A 12,001-nucleotide genomic window follows, 5' to 3' on the forward strand; every position below is an offset into this window, starting at 1 on the left:
CTTTCCCTCGCGACCAACGCGGAGCATTCGCGCGGAGATCATGAGCAAACAACAACCCAAAGCGCGATGACTACTCATCGCAATCTCATCGCGGCTTAGGCGCGGAAGCTGCGTGTCAGCGCAGCGAAAGTGCGAGGCGATGCTTCAATCGCTCAAGCTGCCGCGCGAATTGCCGGCGGCCGATCTCGGTCTCTGCGGCGAAGTGCTTGAGCCGAAGCTCGCCGGCGGCGCGCAGGCGTTCGCGCGTCCCATCTGCGCCGAGACTGATGATCGCGTCGGCCAGCGAACGCGGATCGTCATAGTCGAACAGGATCGCCGCGTCGCCAGCCTGGGCCTTGAACGCCTCGGGATAGATGACGGGCGTTCCGACCGCCCAGGCTTCGAGCGGTGGCAGGTTGGTCGGACCGAAATAGCTCGGCATGACCAGGGCCGATGCTCCCCGATAGAGCGCGCCAAGCTCGGAGGACTCGACAAATCCGACGATCGAAACCTGGTCGGACAGGCCGTAGCTCGTGATTGCCTCGTCGATCTTCTCGCGTCCGCCGCGATCCGAGCCGCACAGCACCAGCCTTTGCTTGATGCCCTGCTGCCTGAGCTGGGCAAGCGCGGCAAGCAATGTGATGTGATTCTTGTGCGGCCAGAATTGCGCCGGATAGAACAGATAGCCCGGTTCAAGCCGGTATTTGTCGAGGACAGCCGCATCCGCCGCAGCGTTGCCGGGTGATTGGGCGACATAGGTCGACGGCGAGAAGGGGATGCATACCGCGCGCTCACGCCCCATGGCGTAGCGCCGGCAAAGATCGTCGATCAACTCCTGCGCGTTGACAATCACCAGCGCCGCCTTGGTGCTCGCAAGCCCAAACAGGATCTCCCGCCGCTCGAACTCGCCGAAGGTGCGCACCTCCGGGAATTCCGGCGCGTCACGATGGCAGCCGTCGAAGATCGTGATGATGAACGGAAGCTGGTAGAGCAATAGATGTCGCTTCGACGTCGAGGTGAAATGCACGAGGTCGACACCGTCGCGGATCAGCGCGCGTTCGAACGGCGATTTGAGCTCGATCGCGATCTGGACGAGATCGAAGGGCCGGCAATATTTCAGAAACAGGAAGATGTGGTCGAGGATGCCGAACTTCAGGAGGCGGGCATCGACCCCGAATTCCTTCAGTATCCCGAGGGTCTGCACATGGGGCGAGTAGACCACGATTTCATTGCCCGATTGCGCCGCCCAGTCGCGCAGCCACAAGAGATCGTTGAGAGGCTGCTGAAAGCCCCCGCCGACGTCGAGAGCCTGCTCCAGCATCACGGCCAGGCGTAACGGTCTCACGGCGTGGTGCTCTTTCTTGCGACCGAACAGGCAGCCCAGGTCTTCGAGCTCGGTGGATCGTGGTCGGAAAGCCAGGCTGCGTGACTTGCCGGTCGAAAGCCGCTGGTCTCGAGAGCGGCATCGATCTCGAACGGAAACCAGTAACGCATGCGGTGCGTCTCGTCGACGCGCCGGATGGTTGCCCGATCCATGTCTTCACAGAACAGGGTGTAGTTCACGAGAACGGTTGCGTTGAGCTCATCATGATCGGACTGTGCAATCCGCGTCAGGCGCAGCGGCGCTTGCGCGACGACCTTGACGCGCGTCTCGACGCCCTGCGCCAGCACCGCGCCGCCATACCAGTAGTCGAAGAAGAACAAGCCGCCGGGTTTCAGAGCCGCATGCGCGGTCCTGAACATGCTCTCGAGCTTCTCATGGTCGTCCTGATAGCTTGCGACATGAAACAGCGACACCACGACGTCGAAATCGCGCTCGGGACCCGTCTCGCAGGCGTCGCCCTGGCGAAAGGAGATGGCAAGGCCGGCCTGTTCGGCGCGTGCCTTCGCCCGCGCGATCATGTCCCGGCTCAAATCGACGCCGGCGACGCGCCAGCCGCGGCGGGCGAATTCGATCGCGTGCACTCCCGTGCCGCAGCCGAGATCGAGCAGCTTGCCCTGCGCCGCGCCATGATCGTGCAGGCGTCGTTCGACGAAGTCCACTTCCGCGGCGTAGTCCTTGTCCCGGTAGAGCAGATCGTACCAGGGGGCATAGTCCGCGAACACTGTCACGGCAAGATCTCCTTGAGCGCCTGCGCAGACCGCGCGATCTCGTCGTCGGTCAAGGCAAGCCCGCTTGGCAGGTAGAACCCGCGGCGCGCGATCAGTTCCGCGTTGGGATGGGATTCGTTCAGCATGAAGCCCATCCGGCGCAGGACCGGCTGCTCGTGCATGCACCAGAAGAACGGCCGCGTCCCGATGCCCTTCGTGGCGAGACGCCGCATCGCGTCCTTGGCATCGAACGGCACCTCGTCGTTGAGCACGACGCCGTAGACCCAATAGATGTTTTCGGCATAGTTGGTTCTAGCGACGGGACGGCGGATCCCCGGCACGTCGGCGAGTTGCTCATCGTACAGGCGGCCGATCCGACGCTTGAGCTCGACCGTCCGGGGCAGGCGCTCGACCTGTGCGACGCCAAGCGCCGCTTGCAAGTTGGTCATGCGCGCGTTCCAGCCGAGCTCTTCGTGGATGAAACGCTGCTGCGGCTGGAAGCAGAGGTTGCGCAAGCTTTGCAGGCGCTCGGCGAGAGCGGCGTCGTCGGTGAGAATCATACCGCCTTCGCCGGTCGTGACGTGCTTGTTGGGATAGAAGCTGAAGGTCGAGACATCGCCGAAACTGCCGCAGCGCACGCCGCGATAGGTCTGGCCGTGCATCTCGGCGGCATCCTCGATCACCTTGAGCCCGCGCGCACGCGCGAGTTCGAGGATCGGATCGAGATCGACCGGCAGGCCGTAGATGTGAACCAGCATGATGGCGCGCGTTCGCGGGGTCAGCGCTGCTTCCACGCCTTCGATGGTCATGTTCCAGGTCGCCGGATCGCAATCCACGGCGACCGGCACGAGGCCGGCCCTGACGACGGCTGCGGCGCAGCTGATGATCGTGAAGGTCGGAATGATGACTTCATCGCCCGGTTCGAGTCCAAGGGCGTGAACAGCGATGTCGAGCGCGACGGAGCCGTTGGTGACGGCGACACCGTGGCGGCGCCCCGCCGCACCAGCCATCGCCTCTTCGAAGCGCTTGATGAAAGGACCTTCGGACGAAATCCAGCCGGTGCGGATGCACTCCGCCAGATAGTCAGCCTCGTTTCCGTCGAGCAGCGGCGTGTTGACGGGAATGAACGTTTCGGTCACAGGCCGGGACCTTTGATCCGTATCTCGGACGGCGCGGCCTCCGGAAAACGAGTCTTGTCGTTCTCTCCGGCATAGGGGCCTTGCTTGATCTCAAACATCTCGAGCGGCTCGAGGACATGGAAGCCGTGTGCGCCGCTGGAGAGCAGGATGATGTCGCCGGCGCACAGCACGCGGCTTTCGAGGTACTCTTCGGCAAGCGTATAAAAATCGACTTGAAGTTTCCCCTTCTGGATGAGGAGCACTTCCTGCGTGTAGTGCACCTCCCGTGTCACCTTGTTGTGACGGTGGGGCGCAATGCTCTTGCCCTGCGGATGGCTCATGAAGGCGAGCTGCTGCGAGAGCTCCGGCGACGAAAAGAAATGGATGCCCGGTTCGCGAAACGAAGCGCGCACGATGATCGCATAGAGTTCGTCGCCGAATCGAACGTGTTCGACGTGTTCCATCGATTGGCCTCGAAAAACTCTGGAATTAGAGTGACATAGCCGTTCCGGCGCGGCACTTTGGCCATTTTGGCCTGCACCGTCAAGGGCGAGCGCTGATGACCCGGTGCCGCTCGACTTAGCTGACGAGCTGTAGGATCGTGCCGACACGTTGCCGGAACGTGTGGGTTGCGAGCGTGCGGGCCTGTCCGGCCGCGGCAATGGCCGTGCGTGCCTGATCATCCCTCAGATAGCGTTCGATCAACGCGCTGCATTCGTCGACTGAACGCCAGGCCGCGACCTCGCGGTCTGGGTCGAACAGCGCATGCAGATTGTCCTTGAAGTCCGTCAGCAGGAAAGTGCCGACGCCGGTGGCTTCGAACAGACGCATGTTTCCGGCCTCACGCCCCGCCTGGTCGATATGCGAGTTCAGCGTGATGCGGGAGGCGCGCAGCGCCTGATACATTTCCACGCCCCAGACCTCGCCCTGGTAGCAGCGGTGCAGCGGCGAGGAGGCGGGCAGGGTGTGCAATCCGCTGCCGAACAGTTTGAGATCGTAGCGCCGGGCCACCGCTTCGAGCTGGGCCACACGCTGCTGGTGGTCGGCCGAGATCGCGCCGACGAATGAGACGTCGACGTCGCGCGGCGGCGCCGGCGGAAGAATGTCGAGGATCTCCGGCTCGAACGCCAGATGGATCATCTCCGAACGCGCGCCATGGGCGCGGAAGGACTCGACCACGGCGGAGATCTGCGAGATCAGGAGATCGTAGACCGACCAATCTTCGCCGCGTGACGGCAGAATCCCGACCTGGCCGACCAGGATGGGGCGGCCGATCTGCTTGATCCGGCGCGCCAGGCGCGTGTCGACGTGAAACAGATCCTGGTTGAGCACGAGGTCCGGCTTGAAGTCCTCGATCTGGGCCAGCAGGATCTGCTCCGACTGCGCGTCGAGGCGCGGGCTCAATCCGATCCTGCGCGCCAGCGGCCGCAGCGCCGGCTTGAACGGCGCGACAATGCGCTGCAGCCAGCCCGGAACGGCATCGCGAACGGCGGTGCCGGGCGGCGGCGGTGGCTCGGCGGCGAGGCCATGTTCGCGCGCCCATGCCGTCTGCATCCAGGCGTTGTTGACGTGGATGTTGGCAGCGACGTGCCCGAGAGCTGCGAAATTGCGCGAATAGAAATCGGCGACCCCGAACAGACTGGCGTTGCGCACTGCCATCTGCCCATCGTAGGCGGCGCCGTCGAGGCCCGAATGACGCCGGTAGAGCCAGGCGAGAAAGCGCGGATAGTCTGCGTTGAGGATGAGGACGCGCACGGCGGTTATTTTGTCCGTTCGAGATAGCTCCGCGGCATCACATACCAGAGCAGGAAGAGGATGGCGGTGCCGTGGGTGAGCAGGGCGACCGTGAGCGGCACGTTGAGCAGAACATGCGGCAAGACGCCTGCGGACACCACGATGAAGCGCCATGGCAGGCCGGCGGAGACGCGGTTGCCGAACGCCAGCACCAGGCCCGATGCGAGCGCCGTCAGCGGCGCAAGGTAGGGGCCGACCGATGCGACTCCTTCCGTCGCAAACAGCGACGCGTTGAGGTTGCCGAACCCATAGGTGTTCTGCATCACGACCGACAATGGATCCCGGTAGGGACAATGCGTCACCGTCTTCAGGAACGAGACGTGACAGAACCAGGTGAGCGGATGGTGGGAAAAATAGTCGTTATAGATGTCGAGCGCGCTCGATGGCGTCGCGATCATTCGAATGTTGACGACATCGAAATATTTTCCGGCGAAACTCTCACCGAGCGACGTAGTCGCAATCGAGATGGCGATGATCCCCGCAAGAAGGGGAAGAAATATCGACAAGATGACCGATGTTCGTGCCTCGAACAGAAGAGCGAGGATTGCCAGGATGATCAGCCACGCCGGCGTAAACAAGGCGAACTTGGTCAGCGTGATCGGATACAGGAGCAGCAGTAGCAGCAGCACGGCGAGCAGGCGCCAGAAATGCCTCCGCATCCAGCAGCACGCAAAAACGAAGGGCAAGAGCGTGCTGGACGTCATACCGAGGAGGTAGCGGATCGCGCCCGGGAATTCGAGTTCATTACGATAGTCGTAGATGTGGCTGATCGATATCAGCCTGAAATTGTAGCTCGCGGCGACCGCGATGGTCGCCGCCGAGATCGCCAGGATCAGGTTCAGGAGGTGCTCGAAGTTCGCGTCCGACAGGGTGATGACCCGCCTGATCGGCGTCCTGATGAATAGCACCGGGATCAGGAACAGCACGAGCGAGAGCGCTGCCGACACGCCGGCTGCCACGCGCTCGTAGTTGTATTTTGAGAAGGTGTCGATCCACAGGAAACCGAGGATCATGGTGTAGAGATAGAAGCCGACGAAATATCCGAGGCTGAAACGGGCCGCGACGAACAGCAGCGAGACGGTCGAAAAGCACAGTGCGATCGTCACCGCCAGCCACAGCCGATCTTCGTTGAAGAAGATGTAGAATTGATAGTTGGCGACCTTGATCAGAGACAGGCACGTGATCGCACTGTGGAGGGCAACCAGCACAGCCAGTCCGGGCCGCGATTCAAGTCGCGATCGTACATCGGAGAAGACGCCGGAAACTGAAGCCATGACGGACCGGGTACCTGCGAGCGGTCGGACGCCGTGTGCCCGGTCAGGCTTCGAGCGTGTGCTTGAAATAAGCGATCGTCTCCTTCAGTCCGTCCTCGAGCGCGACCTTCGGCTGCCAATCCAGCAGCGTCTTTGCCTTGGTCAGGTCGGGTTGCCGCTGTCGCGGGTCGTCCTGCGGCAACGGCTTGAAGATCAGCTGCGAGCGCGAGCCGGTGAGCTTGATGACCTTCTCAGCGAGCTCGCGGATGGTGAACTCCGAATTGTTGCCGAGGTTGATCGGGCCGGTCACGGCCTCTTCAGTCGCCATCAGGCGGACGATGGCTTCGACGAGGTCGTCGACATAGCAGAAGGAGCGGGTTTGCTCGCCGTCGCCGAACACGGTGATCGGCTCGCCCCTGAGCGCCTGGACGATGAACGACGACACCACGCGTCCGTCATTGGGCTGCATGCGCGGACCATATGTGTTGAAGATGCGCGCGACCTTGATCGGCAGGCTATGCTGGCGCCAATAGTCGAAGAACAGCGTCTCGGCGCAGCGCTTGCCTTCGTCATAGCAGGAGCGGATCCCGATCGGGTTGACGTTACCCCAGTAGTCCTCGGTCTGCGGATGGATCAGGGGATCGCCATAGACCTCGCTGGTCGAGGCCTGGAATATCCGTGCCTTGAGCCGCTTGGCCAGCCCGAGCATGTTGATGGCGCCGTGCACGGACGTCTTGGTGGTCTGCACGGGGTCGCGCTGGTAGTGGATCGGGGAGGCCGGGCAGGCCAGATTGAAGATCGCGTCGACCTCGATATAAAGCGGGAAGGTGACGTCGTGCCTGACCGCCTCGAACAGCGGGTTTGCAATCAGATGGGCGATGTTGCGCCGGCTGCCGGTGAAATAGTTGTCCACCGAAACCACCTCTGCGCCTGTTTTGAGGAGTCGCTCGCAGAGATGCGATCCGATGAAGCCGGCGCCCCCGGTTACGAGGATGCGGCTATTCCTGTAGTTTTCAAACGACATGATCGGTTCCAGATTTGTTCGGGCGGAGCGGCGTTGAGTGGTATCGAGAACGGCTGGGCTCGCCAATAGCCAAGTGGCCCTTCGGTTGGAGGTGTTTGAATACCTCGACTTTGCATGGGGTTGTTTTCGTTATTTTTGTGTGGTCCCAAGAAGGACAGCGGGCGACTAGAAGTCCCGGCGCTTCAGCCAGGCGCGCGCGCCCCAATGACCAAAGCACCAGGCCGATTTGATCAGCGGCAGGTGCTCCACGTTGCGATAGATGTGCCAGACCCATTTGGCGGAGCGCATGGGACGACTGGAGACCGAGGTGCCCCTGACGCGGTAGCGTGCCAGATCCTCATTGAGGCCGAAGGCGGTGTGGCCGGGCCTGAGGATCGAGAGCCACAGGCAGAAATCGTCGTAACCTTCGTTCTTCATGGCGACGGGGCCGGCGATCTCGCGGTCCACCAGCGCCGTCAAAGTCGCGATCGAGGTGTTCTTGAGCAGTTGCTCATAGCTGAGCGAGGTCGGCACCTCGATCAGGCGGCCGGTGGTTGTATTACTCTCGTCGATGCGGCGGAAAGCGGTGTAGCTGAGCGCAGCACGCTTCTCGCGAGCGAAGGCGAGCTGCCGCTCGAGCTTGTTCGGCAGCCACAGATCGTCACTGTCGAGGAAGGCGAGATAGCGACCCTGCGCGTGGTCGATCGAGGCCTGGCGCGCCAGCGCCGGACCGCCGTTCTTCTCCTGGCGGATCAGCTTGACGCGCGGATCGCGTGCGGAGGTCGCCTCGATCAGCTCGGGCGTCTTGTCGGTCGAGCAGTCGTCGGCGATCAGGAGCTCCCAATCCGCAAAGGTCTGGGCCTGGACCGAATGGATCGTCTCCTCGATGAAGCGCTCAACATTCCATGAGGGCGTGATGATCGAAACGAGCGGCATTGATCCGATATCCGTTCAGGTCGCAGCGACAGGTTCGGCGATCGCGGTGCGTAGGGACGCCGCGAACGTATCGAGCAACTTTGGGTCGCTGACGTAGAGTTCGCCCGGATACGACCGGCGCCAGGCGGCTTCGAAAAAGTGGGCGCCCTCGGCGGGATCGAACGGGCCGGCGCGCAACGCCTCGCGCAACCGCGCAGGCACGTCGCTCAGGCGATCGACGGCATGGACCAGCGGGCAGGAACGATAGAAGGCATCGCCCATCACCACGACCGGCTTGCCGAGCAACAGCGCCTCGGCGCCCGACTTGCTGTTGACGGAGATGACGACGTCGGAGCGGTTGAGCACGGTGTAGTTGTTGGTTTGCGGCGGCAGCAGGATGAAATTGTCGAAACGGCGCGCGAGCTCGAACAGACGGTCGGCCGAGATCGCGCCGATCTGGGCCGGATGCTCCTTCACCACCAGCAGATGCGAGTCCGGGATGGTGCGCAAAAGGAAATCGACGGTCGCGACCTGGTCCAGATAGTCCGGCGAGCGCAGCGTCAGCGCCATGTCGGCGGGAACGTGGAAGGGATAATAGACGAAAGGCGTTTCCGGTATCGGCTTGTAGAGCTTGCGTAGCCGCGTCGCGTTGAGGGCCATCGCCGCGTGAACGCGGGCGTGGCGCAGATTGTGTCCGAACTCCTGATGCTTGCCGAGCGCGAACTGGTCCCAGAGCTTTTCGGCGAGGCGCTGCCCATTGCGCAGGTTCGCGACCTTCTTGAACGCTGCCGAATAATGATGCTGGTCCTTCTTGGGAATGACGATCGCGCGCTGTTTCAGCGTGTCATCGAGATAGGCCTGGACCTCGGGCGACACGGTGTCCGCGGGCTTCGCCATCACGTCGGGCGCGGCGAGGCTGTCGGGCGTAAAGTACATCCGGCCGCGAAAGAATGACGGCTCGATGAACCAGTTGCGGATGCTGCGGCGCTTCGCGGCGTAGAAGCTCGCGATGACGGAAAGAAAGCCGCCGAGCTCCTGCACCAGCTCGGCGCGCTTGCCCTGCGCCTCCAGCCTGTCGAGCAGCACTTCCATGGCATTGCCATAGATCATGAACCGACGGCGCAGCGCTGCAGTGTCGCGAATGCCGAAGGTGAAGCGCTCGTGGCTGAAAAGGAAATTGGTGCCGTCGAGCCCATAAGCTGCAACGCGTGCGTCAAAGGCCGCCCGGTCCTCGGGCGCTGGCCCGACCTTGAGGCCCTCGCGATACATGTTGGTAACCGGCACGCCTTCCGTTTCCGACATCTCGGCGCTGCGATCATCAAAGGCGAGCAGAGCGACGTCATGTCCTGCGGCGCGCAGCCGCTGCGCCACCGGAATCCAGAACCGGGTCTGGTATTCAGCGAGCGTCGTGATGAGGATGGTCCTGGAAGATGCCGTCATGCGCGTATTGGCGTTTTCTCGATCGCAATGCTGGCAAGCGGGACGCCGGTCGTCGCGCAATGGGCGCGGCGGGCAGCAAACTGCGACGGGTCTGCGTGGTCGTGGGCGGCGATCCGATCGAGCAGGCCGGAAACGACGGCAGGCTCGATCCGCTTGTCGCGCCGAACCGGATTGAACTGGCTCCGTAGCCGTTCCGTCACGGCCGAGCCCAGCAGCGCGCTGGCAGCGCCCTTGGCGATCTGGCCGACACTCGGGTTCGCGCGCATGCCTTTCACGGTTGCGAGCAGCGAGACATAGGTCCGGCGCGAATTCGGCGTGTTGGTCAGTACATCCGCGACGCGTTCGGCCGCTAGTCCGTCATTGTGGTGGAAGAATGCCGCGATATCGGCTGCATGAACCCGGTCGAAACCGAACGTTTCCGTCTCGCTGTCGATGCGATCGATCGCACTCAGGAGCTCGTCGAACGAGGTGACCGTCCGGCTGACGCGCGCCGGCAGAGCCGCATGGCCGGCGGTCGCCGGCGTGTTGAGATATTCGAGCTGCAGAGGCAGCTTGCCGAGCAGAACGGACTCGACTGCCGTGCCGCAATTGAGATGGACGATGGCCGCGGCGTTGCGGATGCGGTCGAGGACGTTGCCGGTGCCGTCGACCACGACGTTGGCACGATCGGAGAGCGCGTTGCGATAGACTTCCTCGTTCTCGAACGGATGCGGTCGAACGAGTATGCTGCGGTCGGGCCGGGCTGCGGCGAGGCGATCGATCTCGGCGAGGTAGTTGGCGAACACGCGCTTCAAGTCCGCAATGAAATGGTCGACATAGGCGGCGTCCCATCCGGCGCGGATCATCGCCTCGCGTTCGCCGCCCGGCTTGCCGGCGAAACGGGAATTGACCAGCGGAAAATTGGCGTTGATGAGCAGATAGCCGCGCGGCTCGCCGTCGAGCATCGAGCGCCAGCGCGGCGCCGCGAAATCGAACCGGGGGCATCCGGTCAGGTGAAGCTGTTCGGGCTTCATCGTTCCGGCGGCGTTGAACGCCTCGTGGAGCCGGCTGCCCCAGAAGAAATAGCCGGAGAGGATGTCGGCATAGCCGCTGTCGCGAATATGCGCGGCCATCGCCGGAGGTGAGTTGCCGCCCTTTTCCGCCAGCACGCCGCCTTCCGTGTCCAACACGTAGAGAGCAAGGCCGGCTTTGGCGAAGCCGCGCATCAGATCGAGATTAGCGGCGCGCGCATAGTTGGCGACCAGCGCGTCGAGCCCCAGCCGCGGCACGTCGACGGCCTGCTCGTACATCGGCACCAGCGCGACCGAGACGCCGCGGCGCGCGAGCTGATACCCGAGCAGGACAGCTCCCGCCAAGTCACGCTTGGGGTGATCGACCACCAGGCCTATGCGCAAGATCGTTGCTCCCGGCAGATCCGGCTCAAAGGCGCATCGCGGCGCGCTCGATATCCGTCAGGGACCCCGTCGCGCGGAAGCGCGGAGGCGGTTCGGGGTACATGCGCGGCTGTTGAATGTAGGTCGCGGTATAGAGCAGTCGGTTGTGATCGGACTGGATGCGGCTTCCCATATGCAGGCAGCGGGCCGTGTTGACGATGAACGATGACAGGCGCGGCGCGACCATCTCCTTCACCGCGCCTTGTCCGGTCTTGGCGAACACCTGCGCGTCGCTCATATGGCTCTTCAGCGTGTTGCGGAACGGTTTCGAGGGACCTGCCGGAATGAACGTAAAGGGCCCGTCGGCGGTGTCGCGGACGTCGGTCAGGTAGATGAAGAGCTTGCAAACGCGCTTGTCGTCGTGATCGAGATGCCAGAGCTGGGAATAGCTCAGCGCCTGGTTCGGCGTCGGCTGCGACAGGGTCAGCAGCACGTCGGAGAGCTGCGGCAGATCATGCATGAAATCGCCGATGATGCGCAGCGCCGCCGGCTGGAGTGCGTAACGCACGAAGGGATGGTCGGTCGCGAATGCACCCTTGACGAGGTCCTCGTCCAGGAGGCTCACCCAGAACGATTTGTGTCCGAGCTTCTGCTTGCCGGAGAGTTCGTTGAGGCGGCTCACCTTGTTGTCGGCGACCCCGGCCACGGCTTCTGCGAGGCTGCGGTCCACCAGCGAGGACACATCGACATAGCCGTCCCGGTCGAGCCTGCGGCTCGCCTCGCTCCATTCCGGTTTCGAGGGAAGCTTGTTCAGCAGCGCGACGCGCTTGGCCCGCGCGCCCGGTTGCAGAGTGGTCAGGGCCGCCTTGGTGACCCAGCCGAGATCGGTCCGGTTGATGTGCCACAACAAACGGCGAAACTGGTTGATCTTCTGCTTCTTCGGTGTTTTCACGCCGGCATCGATGGTCGTCATATGGGGTCGCCCGATCGCAGGAAAGCAGGCCTCTTTAACCTCATGGCGCACCCTTTTGCTAC

Annotated in this window: 11 protein-coding genes; all 11 read right to left on the reverse strand. The window is 63.0% G+C overall.

All coding sequences use genetic code 11. From position 1 onward, the window contains the following. Positions 1-115: 115 nt before the first annotated feature. Positions 116-1,324, reverse strand: coding sequence for a glycosyltransferase family 1 protein (locus QA640_RS15180; RefSeq protein WP_283041412.1), 1,209 nt, complete (start codon positions 1,322-1,324; stop codon positions 116-118). Beyond that, the gene (locus tag QA640_RS15185) at positions 1,321-2,091 is read right to left on the reverse strand and encodes a class I SAM-dependent methyltransferase (protein ID WP_283041413.1); all 771 of its coding nucleotides are present in this window, start codon (positions 2,089-2,091) and stop codon (positions 1,321-1,323) included. The genes QA640_RS15180 and QA640_RS15185 overlap by 4 nt, the downstream gene beginning before the upstream one ends. Next, complete coding sequence (locus tag QA640_RS15190) at positions 2,088-3,209, reverse strand: DegT/DnrJ/EryC1/StrS family aminotransferase (protein ID WP_283041414.1); 1,122 nt, start codon at positions 3,207-3,209, stop codon at positions 2,088-2,090. The genes QA640_RS15185 and QA640_RS15190 overlap by 4 nt, the downstream gene beginning before the upstream one ends. Beyond that, entirely contained in the window at positions 3,206-3,652 is a 447-nt protein-coding gene (locus QA640_RS15195; RefSeq protein WP_283041415.1) for a hypothetical protein, read from the reverse strand. The genes QA640_RS15190 and QA640_RS15195 overlap by 4 nt, the downstream gene beginning before the upstream one ends. Positions 3,653-3,767: 115 nt before the next feature. Then, complete coding sequence (locus tag QA640_RS15200) at positions 3,768-4,943, reverse strand: glycosyltransferase (protein ID WP_283041416.1); 1,176 nt, start codon at positions 4,941-4,943, stop codon at positions 3,768-3,770. Between the two features lie 5 nt (positions 4,944-4,948). Continuing rightward, positions 4,949-6,190, reverse strand: a complete 1,242-nt coding sequence (locus QA640_RS15205) for a hypothetical protein (protein ID WP_283041417.1) — start codon at positions 6,188-6,190, stop codon at positions 4,949-4,951. A 109-nt stretch (positions 6,191-6,299) separates the two neighbouring features. Then, positions 6,300-7,259: a UDP-glucuronic acid decarboxylase family protein gene (locus tag QA640_RS15210; protein ID WP_283041418.1), complete on the reverse strand. Its 960-nt coding sequence runs from the start codon at positions 7,257-7,259 to the stop codon at positions 6,300-6,302. Positions 7,260-7,424: 165 nt separating this feature from the next. Next, entirely contained in the window at positions 7,425-8,174 is a 750-nt protein-coding gene (locus tag QA640_RS15215) for a glycosyltransferase family 2 protein (protein ID WP_283041419.1), read from the reverse strand. A 15-nt stretch (positions 8,175-8,189) separates the two neighbouring features. After that, a complete protein-coding gene (locus QA640_RS15220) occupies positions 8,190-9,593 on the reverse strand; it encodes a capsule biosynthesis protein (protein WP_283041420.1) in 1,404 nt (467 codons plus the stop codon). Further along, positions 9,590-10,987, reverse strand: coding sequence for a surface carbohydrate biosynthesis protein (locus QA640_RS15225; RefSeq protein WP_283041421.1), 1,398 nt, complete (start codon positions 10,985-10,987; stop codon positions 9,590-9,592). The genes QA640_RS15220 and QA640_RS15225 overlap by 4 nt, the downstream gene beginning before the upstream one ends. 25 nt (positions 10,988-11,012) lie before the next feature. After that, entirely contained in the window at positions 11,013-11,939 is a 927-nt protein-coding gene (locus tag QA640_RS15230) for a hypothetical protein (RefSeq protein ID WP_283041422.1), read from the reverse strand. Positions 11,940-12,001: the final 62 nt, after the last annotated feature.

The sequence above is a fragment of the Bradyrhizobium sp. CB82 genome (genome assembly GCF_029714405.1).
Taxonomy (GTDB): domain Bacteria; phylum Pseudomonadota; class Alphaproteobacteria; order Rhizobiales; family Xanthobacteraceae; genus Bradyrhizobium.